The sequence below is a fragment of the Pseudomonas sp. B13(2017) genome (assembly GCF_002113245.1).
GTDB lineage: Bacteria > Pseudomonadota > Gammaproteobacteria > Pseudomonadales > Pseudomonadaceae > Aquipseudomonas > Aquipseudomonas putida_Z.
In genome coordinates, this window is sequence record NZ_NEJX01000002.1 from 85,086 (window position 1) to 103,011 (window position 17,926).

Below are 17,926 nucleotides of genomic sequence, written 5' to 3' on the forward strand. Positions count from 1 at the left end.
CCCGCGAAGAACTCAACGCGGTGTATGGCACCGGCTGCGCCGGTGTTCGCGGGCATGCCCGCTCCCACAGGTACAGCGCCAAACCTCGAGAACAACGCCGTATCTGTAGGAGCGGCCTTGTGTCGCGAAAGGGCCGCATAGCGGCCCCAGCAATTTCAACTTTTGTGCACCAATCCAGGGGCGGTGCAGGCCTCACCTGCTCAGGTCACAACCCCTCCAGCTCGGCCATCAGGTCACTGAGCCGGTCGACCTTGTCGTCATCCAGCACACTGCCCTGCAGCCCCTGCACATACACCGCCAGTTCCTCCACCGTGCTGCACTCGAACATCGCCCGCAACGGCACGTTCAACTGCAACTGCTTCTGCACCCGCGAGGCGATCTGGGTGGCCAGCAGCGAATGCCCGCCCAGCTCGAAGAAGTTGTCGTGCACCCCGACCCGCTCGGCCTTGAGCACATCGGCCCAGATACCGGCCAGTACCTCTTCCAACTCATTGCGCGGCGCCTGGTAGGCCTGGCTGTGCTGGCCGCCGATGTCGATGGCCGGCAGGGCCTTGCGGTCGAGCTTGCCGTTGGCGTTGTGCGGCAGGCTGTCGAACCAGCCCCAGTGCAGTGGGACCATGTACTCCGGCAACTCGGCACGCAGGCGCTGCTTGAGCTGTTCCAGCAACGCAGCGTCGGCTGCAACGCCCTGATGCGCCACCAGGTAACCCACCAGGTGCTTGCCATTGACGCCCTCCTGCACACCAACGGCAGCGTCGCGGAGCTCCGGCTGTTCGTGCAGGCGGGCTTCGATTTCACCCAGTTCGATGCGGTAGCCGCGAATCTTCACCTGATGGTCGATGCGCCCGACATACTCCAGCACCCCGTCCGGGCGCTGCCGCGCCAGGTCGCCGGTGCGGTACAGGCGTTCGCCCGGCGCACCATATGGATGGGGAATGAACGCCAGCGCCGTGCGCACCGGGTCGCCGACATAGCCACGGCCCACGCCGGTGCCGGCCACGCACAGCTCACCTGTCGCACCCAGTGGCACCAGCGCCTGGTCCTCGCCGCATAGATACAGGCGGTTGTTGTCAGTCGGCGTGCCGATCGGCAGGTAGCTGCCACGGGTCGAGGCGGCATCGACGCGGAAGAACGCCACGTCATCGGAGCACTCCGCCGGGCCGTAGGCGTTGACCAGGCCGATCTGCGGGTAGCGCTGCAGCCACTGCGCCGCCAGCTCCGGTGGCATGGCTTCGCCGGTCGGCAGCATCCAGCGCAGGCCATCGAGGGCCTGGTGGTCGTTGGCCAGCATGCCCTGGATCAGCGACGGCACGCTCTCCAGCACGCTGATGCCGGTGGCCTGCACATGCGCCAGCAGGCCCTGCGGGTCATGGGCAATGGCGTTCGGCACGATCTCCACCCTGGCGCCGAACAGCGGCGCGGCAAGGAACTGCCACACCGAAATGTCGAAGCTCTGCGAGGCCGTCTGGGCGATCACGTCGTGCTCGCCGAGCGCCAGGTACGGCACCTTGCTCAGCTGGTTGTTAAGCATGCCGCGCTGCTCGACCATCACCCCCTTCGGCAAGCCGGTGGAGCCTGAGGTGTAGATCACATAGGCGAGGTTCTCCGGCCCGCTGTGAATGCCGGGGTTGTGGCTGGCCACCGGGCTGGCCTGGATGTCTTCCCAGACCAGCAACTGCGGCCGTGCCGCCACTGCAAGCTGGTCCAGCAACTGCCGCCCTTGCCCGGCACAGGCCGCGCTGCACACCAGCACGGGTGTACGGCTGAGCTCGATGATGTTTTGCAGGCGCGCCGCCGGCAGGCCCGGGTCCAGTGGCAGGTAGCCGGCGCCGGCCTTGAAGCTGCCGACGATCATGCCCAGCAGCGGTAACCCACGCTCGGCCAGCAGTGCCACCGGCTGGTCCAGGTTCACACCCGCCGCGATCAAGGCATGGCCCAGGCGGTTGGCCGCCAGGTTCAGGCCGGCGTAGTCGTAGGACGCGTCCAGGCAGCGGGCCACGGTACGTTGCGGATGCGCGGCCACCTGCGCCTCGAACTGCGCGATGTAGCTGTCTTCCAGCGGATAGGCGCGCGCGGTACGGTTGCAGTCCTCCAGCAAGAAACGCTGCTCCTCGGCGCCCAGCAACGGCAGTGCGCTCATCTCCCCTTCAAAGCCTTGCACCAGCGCCAGCAGCAGGCGCTTGAACTCGGCCAGCAGGCGCTCGACGGTCGGGTAGTCGAAGTACCTCTGGTCGAACGACAGGTGCAGGCCAAGGTCATCGCCCGGGTAGCACACCGCTGTCAGCGGGAAGTTGGTGTGGGTACGGCCCGAGTCGGAACTGGCATTCAGGTGCTGGGCATGGTCGAGCACGGCAGTTTCCACCGGCGCGTTCTCGAACACGAACAGGCTGTCGAACAGCGGCTGGCCCTTGGGCAGTTCGCTGCATTCCTGGATCGCCACCAGCGGCAGGTATTCATATTCGCGCAGCTCCATGTTGCGCTCCAGCAAGCCTTGCAACCACTGGCGCACACTGCAGCGCTCACCCGCCACCGGCAATTGCACGCGCAGGGCAACGCTGTTGATGAACAGGCCGACGGTACGCTGCATCTGCGGCATGCTCACCGGGCGCCCGGCCACGGTCACGCCAAAGGCCACGTCGCGGTCGCCACTGTAGCGCGCCAGTACCAGGGCCCAGGCCGCCTGGGCGAAGGTGTTGACGGTGAGCTGGTGGGCCTGGGCCAGCTCGCGCAGGCGCACGCCGTCGCTCACCGCCAGGCGCGTATAGCAGTCGCCGACGATCATGCCGCTACCGGCATGGTCGTGGCGCAGCGGGCGGTCGCTGGGGATGGGGGTGGCACGTTCGAAGCCGGCCAGGTTGGCCTGCCACCAGGCTCGCGCGTCGTCCAGGCCCTGGCGTTGCAGCCAGCCGATGTAGTCGCGGTAGCGCGGTGGCACCGGCAAGCGGGCCTGGCGCCCCTCGCCAAGGGCCTGGTAGATCTCGAAGAAATCGTTCATCAACAGCGAACGGCACCAGGCATCGATGAGGATGTGGTGGTTGCTCATCATGAACCAGTAGCGCTCGTCGGCCACACGCACCAGGCGCAGGTGGAACGGCGCCTCGCTGAGCAGAGCGAAACCAGCCTCGCGTTCCTGCTTGTGCAGAGCCTGCAGGCGCTGCTCCTGGGCGTCGTCGTCGAGGCCACGCCAGTCCTGGTAGTCCACCGGCGTGTTGCCCGGCTTGTGGATGATCTGCAGCATCGCCTCGCCGGTGTTCCAGCTGAACGATGCGCGTAGCGCTTCGTGGCGCGCCACCACCGCCTGCCACGCCTGGGCGAAGCGTTCGGGGTCGAGCGCGCTGTTGATGCGGTAGCGGTCCTGCATGTAGTAGAGGCCGGTGCCCGGCTCCAGCAGGGTGTGCAGCAGCATGCCCTCCTGCATCGGCGTCAGCGGGTAGACGTCCTCGATCTGCGCGGCCGGTACCGGCAGCGCGTCGATCTGCGCCTGAGTCAGGTGCGCCAGCGGGAAGTCCGATGGCGTGAAACTGCCGTTGCCATCAGCCAGGCAATGCTCGACCAGCGCCAGCAGCTCCAGGCGATAGGCGTCGGCCAGGCTGGCGATGGTCCGCTCGTCGTAGCGTTCGGCACTGAAGGTCCAGCGCAGTTGCAGGGCGCCGCCGTACACCTGGCCATCGACACTCAGCCAGTTGGGCAGCGGTGCATCGAGGTCGTGGGCCAGGCCGGCCGGGGCGTCCAGCGGCTGGAACAGGGCTGTGCTGTCGAACTGCTGGTCGAACTGGCCCAGGTAGTTGAAGGTGATGCGTGCCTGCGGCAGGGCCGCCATCTGCTCGCGCCCTGCCGTATCGGCCAGGTAGCGCAGCACGCCGTAACCCAGCCCTTTGTGCGGCACCTGGCGCAGTTGCTCCTTGATGCGTTTGATCGAGCCTGCCCGCGCCGCATCGTCCTCGCCTGGCAGCGGGCGCAGGCTCAGCGGGTAGGCGTTGGTGAACCAGCCGACGCTACGGGTCAGGTCCATGTCTTCGAACAGCCCGTCACGACCATGGCCCTCAAGCTGTACCAGCACTTCTTCATCGCCGCTCCAGCGGCACAGGGCACGCGCCAGCGCGGTCAGCAGCAGGTCGTTGACCTGGGTGTGATAGGCCGCCGGGGCCTGCTGCAGCAACTGCCGGGTCTGCGCCACATCCAGGCCGATGGCCAGGGTACGGGCGTGGCGGTGCAGGTTGCCGCCCTGCGGGTGATCACATGGCAGTTCACGGCGCACACCACCCAACTGGCCTTGCCACCAGCCCAGCTCGTCGCGCAGCGAATCGCTGCCGGCATAGCTGGCCAGGCGTGCGGCCCAGTCGCCCATGGCGTGGGTCTTGGCCGGCAGCGGCTGGCCACGGTACAGCGCCTGCAGGTCTTCCAGCAGCACGCGCCAGGACACGCCATCGACCACCAGGTGATGGATCGCCAGCAACAGGCGCTGGCCGCCCTGCCCGTCATTAACCAGCAAGGCGCGCAACAGTGGGCCCTGTTCCAGGTCGAGGCTGCGTTGCAGGTCGGTGTACAGCGGTTGGCAATCGGCGAAGTCGGCGACCGTGGCTGTCCACAGCAATTGCCCGGTGGCAGGCGAAGCATATTCGGCCTGCCAGCGGCCCTGGGCCTGACTGAAGCACAGGCGCAGGCTGTCGTGGTGCTGCACCAGGCCGGCCAAGGCTCGCTCCAGTACCCCCTCATCCAGCGGCTTGCGCGCCTCCAGCAGAACAGCCTGGTTCCAGTGCTGCGGCTGTGGCACTTCACTGTCGAAGAACCAGTGCTGGATCGGCGTGAGGCCGGCCTGGCCCTGACGCTGGCCCTGTTCGATGCTGCTGGCGGCTTCGCTGCGTTGAACGACGGCGGCCAGGGTCTGGATGGTCTGATGCTGGAACAGGTCGCGCGGGGTAAACTGCAAGCCGGCCTGACGAGCCCGGCTGACCACCTGGATCGACAGGATCGAGTCGCCGCCCAGTTCGAAGAAGTTGTCCTGCACGCCGACCCGGGCAACGTTGAGCACGTCGCGCCAGATCTGCGCCAGTTGCGCTTCCACCTCGTTGCCAGGCGCCTGGTACTGCTCGCGTGCCTGTTCCAGGTCCGGCAGCGGCAGCGCACGGCGGTCGAGCTTGCCGTTGCCCATCAGCGGCAGGCTGTCGAGCAGCACCAGGTGCGCCGGCACCATGTAGTCCGGCAGATGCTGGCGGGCATCGGCTTTCACCGCGTCGCGCAGCAGGCCCTGGGCCTCGCTGTCGGCAGCGGCCTGCCCGCACACCAGGTAACCCACCAGTTGCTTGCCGCCCGGCAGGTCGAGGGCCAGCACCACAGCCTCGTCGACATCGGCATGCGCCTGCAGGCGGCTTTCGATTTCGCCCAGCTCGATACGGAAACCGCGAATCTTCACCTGCTGGTCGGCGCGGCCGACGTACTCGACCAGGCCATCGCTGCCCAGGCGCACCAGGTCACCGGTGCGATACAGGCGCCCGCCTTCGCTGCCGAACGGGTCGGCGACGAAGCGCTCGGCGCAAAGGCCCGGGCGGTCGTGGTAACCCTGGGCCAGGCCGGCACCGCCGACATACAGCTCGCCAATAGCGCCTTGCGGCAACAGGGCAAGGTCTTCGTCGAGGATGTAGGCCGTGCGGCTACCGATGACGCGGCCGATCGGTACGCTGCCCAACTCCGCCGGCAGTGTCTGTGGTGCCAGGCAGGCCAGCGGCATGACCACGGTTTCGGTCGGCCCGTAGGCGTTGAAGAACTGCTGTGGCGCGAAGGCCTGGCGGATGCGCTGCAGGTGTTCGCCGGTCAGCGCTTCACCACCGGTAATGACCAGGCGCACTGGCAACTGTTCGCCCTGCCCGGCCAGGTACTGCGCCAACTGGCTACCGTAGCTGGGCGTGAAGCCGAGGATGCTCACCTGCTGCTCGCGCACCAGCTGGCAGATGTCTTCGGCGCCCCACTGCCCCTGGGCGCGCAGCACCACGCGGGCGCCACACAGCAGCGGCACCCACAGGCGTTCGCTGGCGGCGTCGAAATTGATCGAATAGAAGTGCAGCTCGCAGTCATCGCTGCGCATGCCGAACGCGTCGATCACCGCCTGGCAATGCATGGCGAACTCGCCGTGGCTGACTACCACGCCCTTGGGCTTGCCGGTGGAACCGGAGGTGTAGATCAGGTAGGCCTGGTGCTGCGGCAGGTTGAGGTTGTCCAGCGGCGCATCGCTGTAGGCCGACAGGCTGGCGCTGTCGTCCTCCAGGCTCCAGTGCGCCACGCCTTCGGGCAACTGCCCCAGGGTTTGCAGCAGCGTGCGCTGGCTGAGCAGCAGGCCGATGCGGCTGTCTTCGATCATGTAGCGCAGGCGGTCGAGCGGGTATTCGGGGTCGAGCGGCACGTAGGCGCCACCGGCCTTGAGGATGGCCAGCAGGCCGATGACCATTTCCAGCGAACGCTCCAGCGCCAGGCCCACACGCACCTGCGGGCCGACGCCACGCTCGCGCAGGGCGCGGGCCAGGCGGTTGGCCTGCTGGTCGAGTTCGGCATAGGTCATGTGCCGGCCGGCGAAGGTCAACGCGCCAGCGTGTGGCGTGCGCGCAGCCTGGGCGGCAAACAGGCCGTGCACGGTCTGGTCGAGAGCGAGATCCTGCTCGCCCTGCAACTGGCCCGCCAGCACCTGCTGCTCGGCGCTGCTCAGCATCGGCAGCTCGCACAGGCGCTGTTGCGGGTTGTCGAGCAGGCCGGCCAGCAATTGCTGCCAGTGCTCGGCCATGCGTGCGATGCGTGGCTCGTCGAACAGGTCACGGCTGTAGGTCAGGCAGCAACCCAGGCGGCCGTCGAGGTCGGTCACCTCCAGGTACAGGTCGAACTTGGTGGCGCTGGCGTCGTTGACCAGGTAATCCACCTGCATGCCAGCAAGCTGGCGGCTTTGCTGGAAGGCCCAGCGCTGCACGTTGCACATCACCTGGAACAGCGGGTTGTAGGCGCTGCTGCGCGGTGGCTGCAGGGCTTCCACCAGCTGGTCGAACGGCAGGTCCTGGTGCGACTGGCCTTCGATGGCAACCTGGCGTACCTGCTCCAGCAACTGTGCGGCGCTCATCTGGCCGTCCAGCTCGCAACGCAGCACCTGGGTGTTGAGGAACGCGCCGATCAGCCCTTCGCTTTCCGGGCGGATGCGGTTGGCCACCGGCGCGCCAATGCGCAGGTCACGCTGGCCGCTGTAGCGGTGCAGCAAGGCGGCCAGGGTGGCAGTCATGGTCATGAACAGGGTCAGGCCACGCTGGCTGTTGAAGGCATGTACGCGGGCGACCAGCGCCGGGTCGAGCTCGAAGCGGTACAGCTCGCCACGGTGGCTCTGCACTGCCGGGCGCGGGCGGTCGGCAGGCAGCGCCAGTACCGGGTGTTCATCGCCCAGGCGGGCCTGCCAGTAGGCCAGCTGGCGGGCGCCCTCGCCGCTTTCCAGCCATTGCCGTTGCCACACGCTGTAGTCCAGGTACTGCACCGGCAGCGGCGCCAGCGGCGATTCGCGGTCATCGACGAAGGCCTCGTACAGCTCGCCCAGTTCGCGGGCGAAGATGTCCATGGCCCAGCCTTCGGTGACGATATGGTGCAGGGTCAGCACGAAGAAGTGCTCGCGCTCTTGGGCTTTGACCAGACAGGCACGCAGCAACGGACCGCGCTCCAGATCGAACGGCTGGTGCGCCTGGTCGTCGGCCAGTTGTTGCAGGCGTTGTTGGCGGGCATCGGCGGGCAAGGCGCTGAAGTCCTGCCAGTCGAGGTGCAGGCTGCTGTCTTCGGCCACGCACTGATACGGCACGCCATCGATGCTGGGGAAGGTGGTGCGCAGGGTTTCGTGGCGCACCACCAGCGCCTGCAACGCACGCTCGAAGGCATCCACATGCAGGGTGCCACGCAGGCGCGCCATGCCGCCGACGTTGTACGCCGGGCTGCCCGGCTCCATTTGCCAGAGGAACCACATGCGCTGCTGCGAGTACGACAGCGGCACCGCCTGGCGGCGGTCGACGCGGGCGATTGCGCCTTGCAGGTTGCGCTCACCGGCGGCACGGATACGCGTGATCTCGGCACAGAAGGCGCCCAGCTCACTGGCGTCGAACAGGGCCTTGAGCGGCAGCTCGACATCGCAGGCCTGGCGCGTGCGCGAGACAATTTGAGTGGCCAGCAGCGAATGGCCGCCGAGGGCGAAGAAGTCATCCTGCAGGCCAACGCGCGGCAGGTTCAGCACTTCACGCCAGATGGCAGCGACCTGCTGCTGCAACTCGGTTTGCGGCTCGATGTGCTCCCGCTGCTGCCACACCGGGGCCGGCAACGCCTTGCGGTCGACCTTGCCGCTGGGGCCCAGCGGCATCTGCGCCAGCGGGATGAGTTGTGCCGGCACCATGTAGGCCGGTAGTTGTTCAGCCAGCACCGTCAGCAATGCATCAGGCTGGGCGCTGCCACTGTAGTAGCCGACCAGTTGCGCGCCTACGGCATCCTTGTGAATCAGCACCAGCGCCTGTTCGACCCCCGCTTGCGCCAGCAGGCAGGCCTGGACTTCCTCGGGTTCGACACGGAAGCCACGCACCTTGACCTGCTGATCGAGGCGGCCAAGGTATTCCAGCGCCTCGGTCTGCACCTGCCAGCGGGCGCGGTCGCCACTGCGGTACAGGCGCTCGCCATTGCCGTCGGCCTGGGGCACGAAGCGCTCGGCGGTGAGGCCCGGGCGGCCCAGGTAGCCACGGGCCAGGCCTGCACCGCCAAGGTACAGCTCGCCCGGCACACCGGGGGCGGTCAGTTCCAGTTCGTCGTCCAGCACACGGCACAGCACATTGCCCAGCGGGCGGCCGATCGGCGAGCGTTCGCCATCGGTGGCCTGGCAGTGCCAGTGGGTGACGTTGATGGCGGTTTCGGTCGGGCCATAGCGGTTGTGCAACTGCACCTGTGGCAGCACCTGCAGCACGCGGTCACGCAGTGCCGCGGACAGCGCTTCGCCACCGGAGAACAGCCGGCGCAGGCTGCTGCAGGCACCCGCCTGCGGCTCCTGGACGAACACCTGCAACAGCGGCGGCACGAAGTGCAGCGTGGTCACGCCATGGGCCTGCACCAACGCGGCGATGCGCTGCGGGTCGCGGTGCTCGCCAGGGCCGGCGAGCACCAGCTTGCAACCGGTCACCAGTGGCCAGAAGCATTCCCACACCGAAACGTCGAAGCTGATCGGCGCCTTCTGCATCAGCACATCGCTGTCGTCCAGCACATAGCTGGCCTGCATCCATTGCAGGCGCTCGGCCAGTGCCGCGTGGGTATTGCCCACGCCCTTGGGCTGGCCGGTGGAGCCGGAGGTGTAGATCACATAGGCCAGGTTGTCGCCATGCAGGTGCAGGCCAGGGGCATGGCTTGGCCAGCTGTCCAGGTGCAGCTGGTCGAGGGCGATGGCGCTGACGCCGTCCACCTGTGGCAGCTTGCCCAGCAGGTTGCTGTGGCTCAGCAACAGGCCAGCGTTGCAGTCGGCGAGCATGTAGGCCAGGCGCTCGGCCGGGTAATCGACGTCCAGCGGCACATAGGCACCACCGGCCTTGAGAATGGCCAGCAGGCCCACCAGCAGCTGCGGCGAACGCTCGACGGCGATGGCCACGCAGGTGTCGGGGCCGACGCCTTTGTCACGCAGGTAGTGGGCCAGACGGTTGGCTTGCTGGTGCAACTCGGCGTAATCCAGGCTGCCACCGTCCCACACCAGGGCGGTGCGCTGCGGGGTCAGGTGTGCCTGCTCGTTGAGCTGCTCGACCAGCAGGCGCTGCGGCGCCGCAGCGGGTGCCTCGCCCCAGCTCAGCAGTTGCGCGCGGCCAGGCTCGTCGAGCAATTGCACCTCGCCCAGCGCCCGCTGCGGCCCGGCACACACCTGTTCGAGCAGGGCCAGCAGATGCTGGGCCAAGCGCTTGACGGTGCTGGCATCGAACAATTCGGCGGCATAGTCGAAGGCCAGACTCAGGCGGCCCTGGTGGTCTTCTTCACTGTGCAGCTGCAAGTCGAACTTGGCTTCGCGACTGTGCCACGGCAGCTCTTCGGCCAGCAGGCCCGGCAGGCGGCGCAGGGCAGACAGGTCACGTTGCTGGTGGTTGAACATGACCTGGAACAGGCCTTGCTCGCGAGCCTCGGGCAAGGCTTCGAGCAGTTGCTCGAACGGCAGGTCCTGGTTGGCTTGGGCATCCAGGGTGGCTTGGCGCACCTGGGCCAGCAACTGGTCGAACGGCAGGCGGCCATCGAGTTGCGCACGCAGCACCTGGGTGTTGATGAAGAAGCCGACCATGCCTTGGGTTTCCAGGCGCGGGCGGTTGGCGTTGGGCACGCCGACACGGATATCGGCCTGGCCACTGTAGCGGTGCAACAGCGCCTGCCAGCCGGCCAGCAGCACCATGAACAGGCTGGCCTGCTGTTCGCGGGCCAGGCCCTTGAGCGCTTCGGTGAGCCTGGCCGGTACCTTGAGGTTGAAGCGGGCGGCGCGGTGGTCGCGCAGACTGGTACGCGGGTGGTCGGTGCACAGGTCGAGCACCGGCAGTTCATCCCCCAGACGCGCCTGCCAGTACTGCAGCTGACGCTCGGCTTCGCCTGCGGCCAGCCACTGTCGCTGCCAGGTGCCGTAGTCGGCATAACCCAGGGTCAGCGGTGCCAGGTTGGCCTCGAGGCCCTGGCAATGGGCGGCGTACAGTTTGGCGAATTCGTCCAGCAGGATGTTCAGCGACCAGCCGTCGGCGACGATATGGTGCAGGGTCACCCACAGTTGATGGTGTTCATTGTCCAGGCGCACCAGGGTCACCCGCAGCAACGGCCCCCGGGTCAGGTCGAACGGCTGGCGAGCTTCGGCTTCACGCTGGGCGGCGACCTGTTCGGCGGCCTGGCCTTCGAGGTCCAGGCGGCGAAGGTCGAACTGCTGCTGCGCCTGGATGCGCTGCAGGGCCTGGCCGTTCTCTTCGGCAAACAGGGTACGCAGCGATTCATGGCGCGCCACCAGCGCCTGGAAGGCCGCTTCCAGTGCGTTTTCGTCCAGCTCACCGCGCAACTGCAGGCCGGCCGGAATGTTGTAGGCCGCCGACTGCGGGTCCAACTGCCACAGCAGCCACAGGCGGTTTTGCGCCAGCGACTGGGGCAGCGCCTGGTTGCGCGCCAGAGTAGCGATCGCGCCGACCCGGCCACCGCCCTCGGCGATGATCGCGGCCACGGCCTTGGCGTATTCAGCCAGTATCGGCGCCTCGAACAGGGTGCGCAGGCCCAGCTCGATGCCCAGTTCATCGGCCAGGCGTGCGGTGGCGTGGGTGGCGGCGATGGAGTTGCCGCCCAGCAGCAGGAAGTGGTCGTCTGCCGCCACCGCCTCGACCTTGAGGATGTCGCGCCACACACCGGCGATGCGCGCCTGCAGTTCATTGCCGGCGGCATCCGTGGCAACGGGCTCGCTCACCTCAGGGAAGCGGGCGTAGCAGTCCAGGCTGCCATCGTCCATGCGCAGGCGGCAGGCCGAACGCTGCAGCTTGCCGCTGGAGGTCTTGGGCAGCGCCCCCGGGTTCAGCAGCAGGACCACGGCCGGGGCCTGGCGGCAGGCGTCGGCGATCACCTGGCGCAGGGTCTTGATCAGCTCCTGGGGCTTGATTGCCTTCTGCACGTTGCGGCTGATTTCCACCGCCACGCCAATGCCCTCCTCGCCTTGCTGCTCGACTGCGAACACTGCCACCCGGCCTTTGCGCAGCACATCCACTTCGCGCTCGAGGGTCTTTTCCAGGTCCTGCGGGTACAGGTTCTGCCCGCGCACGATCAGCATGTCCTTCAGGCGCCCGGTGACGAACACTTCGCCTTCGCGCATGAAGCCCAGGTCGCCGGTACGCAGCCAGGTCTGGCCGTCCATCTCGACGAAGGTGCGGGCGCTGGCCTCGGGGTTGCGCCAGTAGCCCAGGGCGATGCTCGGGCCACCGGCCCAGATCTCGCCCACCTGGTTGTCGCCCAGCACCTGCAGGCGTTGTGGTTCGACAATGCGCACGGCATGCCCGGGCTGCGGGTAGCCACAGCTCATCAGCACACTGCCCTTGCCAGGCTCCGCACGGTTGGCGGCAAAGGCTTCGGCGTCCAGCTCCAGCGCGGCGATGCCCTGGCCACGGCGGCTGCCGCTGACGAACAGGGTCGCCTCGGCCAGGCCGTAGCTGGCGAAGAAGCTCTGCGGGTCGAAGCCGCAGGCCTGGAACTTGTCGGCAAAGGCCGCCAGGCTGTCCTGGCGGATTGGCTCGGAGCCGGAATAGGCCACCCGCCAGCGGCTCAGGTCGAGCCCGGCCAGGGAGGCCTCGCTGACCCGCTCGCTGCACAGCCGGTAGGCAAAGTCGGGGCCGCCGCTGATGGTGCCGCCGTACTCGCTGATGGCCTGCAACCAGCGCAGCGGCCGGGCCAGGAAGTAGCCCGGCGACATCAGCACACAGGGCACGCCGCTGAAGATCGGCTGCAGCAGGCCGCCGATCAGGCCCATGTCGTGGTACAGCGGCAGCCAGCTGACGATCACGTCGTCGGGGTTGAGGTCGATGCCAAAGCCTTGGCGGATCAGTTGTTCGTTGGCCACCAGGTTGCCATGGCTGACCTGCACGCCCTTGGGCAGTGCGGTGGAGCCGGAGGTGTACTGCAGGAAGGCGATGTCATCACCCTTGAGTGCGGGCTCGCGCCAGTTCGCAGCCAGTGCCGGGGCCAGGCCATCCACCGCCAGCAGTTCGGGGGCGTTGGCCGCCGCCAGGGCCTCCAGGCCCTGCAGGCTGTCGTGCAGGGCCGCGACGGTCAGCAGCAGGCGCGGCTCGGCGTCGTCGATGATCGACAGCAAGCGCTGCTGGTGGTGCTGGCGCGCGGACTCCGGCGGGTAGGCCGGCACCGCAATCACGCCGGCATACAGGCAGCCGAAGAACGCCGCTACATAGTCTGGCCCGCTGGGGAACAACAGCACCGCGCGGTCGCCGAAGCTGGCCCGGGTTTGCAAGGCAGCGGCAATGGTGCGCGCACGCTGATCGAGGTCCCGGTAGCTGAGCACGGCCTGCTCGCCGGGAGCGTCGGCCAGAAAGCGCAAGGCGACTTTGTCCGGGGTCTGCGCGGCGCGTTGCGCCAGGGCCTGGACCAGCGAGAGCGGGAGTTCGAAGGCGTCCGTCATGGGGTGTTCCTGCCAGTGTCTGTTTGGGGCGGGCCGGCTGCTGCGCGAACGTGGGCGCAGCGGCATGTGGCGGCCTGAGGTGTACACAGGGGAACGGATGGGCGGGGGGAGAAATTAGCGTGTCATGGCACCGGCAAGGGCACCACGCAGGCCCTTTCGCGGGCGAGCCCGGTGCCGCAGGCTTAGAACCGAAATGCACGGTTACCAATTACATTTCGCATTTGACAATCATTATCATTCTGAATAGCTTGTCGCCCGTCGTAGGAAGCTTCCCAAATTTGGGTGCGTCCTTTCCCCTCTGTGACAAGGTGATTTCCATGGCGGAACAACTATCCACAAGTAAGTGCGATTCACCATTACTGCAGGCCTTCGTAGACAACCGCAGCATCCTGGTCAAGATTGCTGCCCGCATCACCGGCTGCCGGTCGCGCGCCGAAGATGTGGTGCAGGACGCCTTTTTCCGGCTCAGCGCCGCCCCGCAGATCACATCGTCGTTCAAGGCGCAGCTGAGCTACCTGTTCCAGATCGTGCGCAACCTGGCCATCGACCACTATCGCAAGCAGGCGATGGAGTTGAAGTACTCCGGCAGCGAGGAGGAAGGCCTGAACGTAGTCGTGCAAAACGCCTCCCCCGAAGCCACCCACATCAACCTTGCCGCGCTGGATGACATTGCCGAGGCGCTGAACGAACTGCCCCAGCGCACCCGCTATGCCTTCGAGATGTACCGCCTGCATGGCGTGCCGCAGAAGGACATTGCCAAGGAGCTGGGAGTGTCGCCGACACTGGTCAACTTCATGATCCGCGATGCGCTGGTACATTGCCGCAAGACGGCCAGTCGGCAGGCCTGATCAGGCAGAGTCTGCTTCTTCGCGGGCACGCCCGCTCCCACAGGAAAAGCACAGACCTCAAAGACTGAGGGGGACCTGTGGGAGCGGGCGCGCCCGCGAAGAAGCCACCTCGATATCAAGCCAGTTTGCAGCGATCGAAAAACCGCTCCCGCCCCAGAATCATCAACGCCGCGCGCTTGTGCGGGAAGTCGAACTCCTTGTCGCAATGGAAGCACTGGTCGTGCATGTAGCCGATCATCTTGCCGTTGTCGGCACGCGGCTCGGCCACCACCCGCTGGGTGCGCGGGTCATCCAGGAACAGGTAGTGCACCAGCGCCGATAGCCAGCTGGCCACCTTGTGCGGCCCGCGGTGGCTCTCCTCCCCCACCAGCATGTGGATGCCACGGTCGTAGTCATCGGCCGGGTAGAACGGCGCAATGCGGTCTTCCTTGGCCCAGTACGCCTCGAAGTAGGCAAACGGCTGGTCATCGAAGCAGCCGATCAGCGTCAGGGCATGCGGGTCGGCCTCGAGCTTGCCCAGGTATTCACGGTGCTGCGCCAGGGTGCCAGCCTCCTGCCAGAACGCCTCCACCCGCGGGTTGTTCTGCCAGCGGTTGAAGCGCTCCAGGTCATGTTCGATTTCCAAGGTACGCAGCGACACCCAACTGCCCAGGCGCGTATCGAAGCGCCGGTACACCTCGCCACGAGGCTTGGGCGCACGGCGTGGGTGGCGCTTGCCGTTGCTGATCTGCATTTGCTGCGGGTATGCCACGCTGGCCGACTCGCCCAGCCACGGCTGTGGCAGCTGCCAGAACAGCGCTCGCTCGCACAGGTATTGGCCAGGCTGCTCGCCGGCAAGCAGCAAGCCACTGGTCAATGCCTGGGGCAACGCCTCGGGCAGGTACCAGGCCAGGCGCTGGCAGGCGGTGTCGCGGGCCAGCAGCCAATAACAGGCGGCCCACAAGGCCTGATAGGGGCGCTCGGGGCACAGCCGCTCCAGGTGAACATGCAGGGTAGCGCCCACCTCCAGGCGCAACTGGATCAGCGGGCGGCCTTCGAGGGACAGGCTCAGCCAGCTGTCGCCCTCCTCGGCACTGAGGCTGCGCCAGCGTGGCGCTGACTGGGGCTGCGAAGCGGCATCGAACGGCATGGGCTTGACTCACGGCAATGAAGAAAAGGCTCACTGCTGAGAACGTTGCCGCACCACGGGAATTTAGTCGTGTGGGGCCGACACCGTGATGCGGTAGGGCTCGAAGATGCGCGCCAGCTCGCCACTGTCGCGCAGGGCCCGCAGCAGCGCCGCGAACGACTGCTCGCCGATCGGCGCCCCCGGGCGCAGCAAGGCGTAGTGGTGGTAGACCTGGTCAATGCGCTGCGAGGACACCAACTGGTCCCGGCTGGCCGGGTTGCGCTCCAGGAAATCGCTGAGATAGGAACGCGTGACCAGGGCGATGTCGGCGCGGTCGGCCTGCACCATCAGCAGGTTGCTGTCGTGGGAATAGGTCAGGGTCGCTTTGTAGGCGGTGCGCAGGTAGTCCGGGTCGGAGTTGAAGCCGGCGAACGCATAGTGGTAGCCGTTGATCAGCGCCAGGCGCTTGCCGTGCAGGTCGTCGAAGTAATGCGGGTCACGGCCGTTGGCCTTGCGGGCGACGAACACCTCGGCATCTTCCAGGCCCAGGTCCACGCTCTGGTGGGCAATCTGCTGCCAGCCCCACTCCGGGTTCTCGAAAATGGCCATGTCGGTGCGGCCTTGCTGGAGGTCACCAAAACGCCGCTGGATGGAGGTGGGCACCACGACGAAGTGGTAGCGCTGCTGCGTGCGGTTGAGCGCGTCGACCAGCTGCGGCAGCAGGCCACTGTCGGCACCCTGCTCGGGGCGTACCGTGTACGGTGGGAAATGCGCCGCGCCAATCCTCACTTCGACGGCATCGGCAGCCCATACCGGCGCCGCCAGCCAGAACACGGCCAGCAGCATCAGGGAAGACAGGGCCTTTAGGCCGGGCGCTGGAGTCAAGACGGATGCTCATCACGGTTCATGCCTGGGTCCACCTAAGCTAGGCGTTTTCCGGGCCGGACACAACTGCCGGATAGTGGCGCTTTGTGCCAAAGCCGCAGGCAAATTGCCAGGGGATGCCGGATGCCCTGAGTTTGGCTACGCTCTAGCAGGATCTGCAAGGGAGCCTGGTATGGGCCATTGGTTGGTGATCGACCTGGAAGCCACCACCGACGATGGTGGGTGGCCGGTCACAGAGATGGAAGTCATTGAAATCGGCGCAAGCCTGGTTACCCGCGAAGGCCGCGAGGTCGACCACTTCCAGCGCTTCGTGAAGCCCCGGCGGCGGCCGCAGCTGACCCCGTTCTGCCGTGAGCTGACCCACATCAGCCAGGCCAGCGTGGACAGTGCCGCACCGTTCCGCGAAGTATGGGCAAGCTTCGAGCGCTGGCTCGGGCACCACCGCGGGCAGCTTCAGGCCTGGGTCAGCTGGGGCGACTACGACCGCCAGCAGTTGCACCAGGAGTGGCAGCAGCATGGGCTGGACAGCCTGCTGCGGACCCTGCCGCACATCAACCTCAAGCAACGCTTCGCCAAGGCCCGCCACCTGCAGCGCCCCGCGGGGCTGAACGGTGCACTGCAGCTGGCCGGCATGCACTTTTGCGGGCAGCAGCACCGGGCCCTGGAAGATGCGCGCAATACCGCGCGGCTGCTGCCGTTGAGCCTGCCGGTGGACGCTACCTGAAAGCAGATGACGGGGCCCGTGGGCTTGGGCATACTGGCCAGCCCTTTTTCATCCCCCCTTTTCAGGAGTCGCCCATGTTCCAGGTCAACGAGTACTTCAACGGCACCGTCAAGTCGATCGCATTCGCTGGCGAAGAAGGCCCGGCCACTGTCGGCGTGATGGCCCCGGGCGAATACGAGTTCGGCACTGCCAAGCGCGAGATCATGCACGTGGTTTCCGGCGCCCTGACCGTGAAGCTGCCAGGTAGCGACAACTGGGAAACCTTCAACGCCGGTGACAAGTTCAATGTGGCCGCCGACAGCAAGTTCCAGCTGAAGGTGGCGGTGGATACTGCCTACCTGTGCGAGTACCGTGACTAAGCGGTAGCCTGTACCGGCCTCTTCGCGGGCTCGCCCGCTCCCACAGATACCACACAAGCTTCCAGGCCTGTGTAGTTCCTGTGGGAGCGGGCAAGCCCGCGAAGAATCCAGCACTAATCTTTTAGGAAAGCTGCAACCTTCTCAGCCGCCGCCTGCAAGTGCTGCTCATGGCTGAACCCCGAGGCCTTCAGCGGCTTCAGGTCATGGTCCCCCTCCACCAGCCAGCTCACCTCGATCGCCGGCGATAACGCATACCCTGCCACCGCCTCGCGGTTACCCAGCGCATCCCGCTCGCCCTGCACGATCAACGTCGGCGTCTTCAATTCGGCCAGGTGCTCGACCCGTGGCTTCTCCGGCTTGCCCACCGCATAGAACGGATAGCCCAGGCACACCAGTGCATCCGCTTCCAGTTCATCGGCCAGCAAGCTGGCCATACGCCCGCCCATGGATTTGCCACCCACCGCCAGCTTGCCCGCGACCAAAGGTCGCACCTGCCGGTACACCTCGCGCCAGCATTCCAGCAACACCTTCTGCGGGTTCGGCGGCCGCTTGCCGCCGGCAACCCTGCGCTCGGCCATGTACGGGAACTCGAAGCGCACTACCGCTACCCCAAGCGCCGCAAGCCTTTGCGCCATTTCATCCATGAACCCGCTGTCCATCGGCGCACCTGCGCCATGGGCCAGGATCAGGCAGCCCTTGTAGCCGTCCTTGCCCCGAACGTGCGGGGGATCGCAGCGCAAGCCTGGGACATTTCCGACCTTCGCCCATTGATCCCCGTCAATACCGGCACTTTGCCCATTAATCATGCTTGCCTCGCTGTAAAGCCTGCCAAATAACCGTGGA

General features: G+C 66.7%; 7 protein-coding genes. 3 read left to right on the forward strand and 4 right to left on the reverse strand.

From position 1 onward, the window contains the following. Nucleotides 1-205 precede the first annotated feature (205 nt). Nucleotides 206-13,159 (reverse strand): non-ribosomal peptide synthetase, encoded by a 12,954-nt coding sequence (locus CAG44_RS03595; protein WP_085691607.1) that lies wholly within the window; start codon nucleotides 13,157-13,159, stop codon nucleotides 206-208. Nucleotides 13,160-13,476: 317 nt separating this feature from the next. Between CAG44_RS03595 and CAG44_RS03600 the strand changes: the two genes are divergently transcribed. Further along, the gene (locus CAG44_RS03600; RefSeq protein ID WP_015271130.1) at nucleotides 13,477-14,007 is read left to right on the forward strand and encodes an RNA polymerase factor sigma-70; all 531 of its coding nucleotides are present in this window, start codon (nucleotides 13,477-13,479) and stop codon (nucleotides 14,005-14,007) included. A 115-nt stretch (nucleotides 14,008-14,122) separates the two neighbouring features. Here the strand turns inward: CAG44_RS03600 and CAG44_RS03605 are convergent, their stop codons facing one another. Together CAG44_RS03605 and CAG44_RS03610 are read right to left on the reverse strand one after the other, a co-directional pair. Next, on the reverse strand, nucleotides 14,123-15,136 hold the full coding sequence (locus tag CAG44_RS03605) for a GNAT family N-acetyltransferase (RefSeq protein WP_085691608.1): 1,014 nt from the start codon (nucleotides 15,134-15,136) through the stop codon (nucleotides 14,123-14,125). A 63-nt stretch (nucleotides 15,137-15,199) separates the two neighbouring features. Then, nucleotides 15,200-16,000, reverse strand: coding sequence for an ABC transporter substrate-binding protein (locus CAG44_RS03610; protein WP_025340005.1), 801 nt, complete (start codon nucleotides 15,998-16,000; stop codon nucleotides 15,200-15,202). Between the two features lie 172 nt (nucleotides 16,001-16,172). Between CAG44_RS03610 and CAG44_RS03615 the strand changes: the two genes are divergently transcribed. Together CAG44_RS03615 and CAG44_RS03620 are read left to right on the forward strand one after the other, a co-directional pair. Continuing rightward, nucleotides 16,173-16,724, forward strand: a complete 552-nt coding sequence (locus tag CAG44_RS03615; RefSeq protein ID WP_075045871.1) for an exonuclease domain-containing protein — start codon at nucleotides 16,173-16,175, stop codon at nucleotides 16,722-16,724. A 74-nt stretch (nucleotides 16,725-16,798) separates the two neighbouring features. Next, nucleotides 16,799-17,083, forward strand: coding sequence for a pyrimidine/purine nucleoside phosphorylase (locus CAG44_RS03620; protein WP_033699336.1), 285 nt, complete (start codon nucleotides 16,799-16,801; stop codon nucleotides 17,081-17,083). 113 nt (nucleotides 17,084-17,196) lie between these two features. On the opposite strand, the gene CAG44_RS03625 is transcribed toward CAG44_RS03620, so the two are convergent. Continuing rightward, on the reverse strand, nucleotides 17,197-17,889 hold the full coding sequence (locus CAG44_RS03625; RefSeq protein WP_085691609.1) for an alpha/beta family hydrolase: 693 nt from the start codon (nucleotides 17,887-17,889) through the stop codon (nucleotides 17,197-17,199). Nucleotides 17,890-17,926 lie beyond the last annotated feature (37 nt).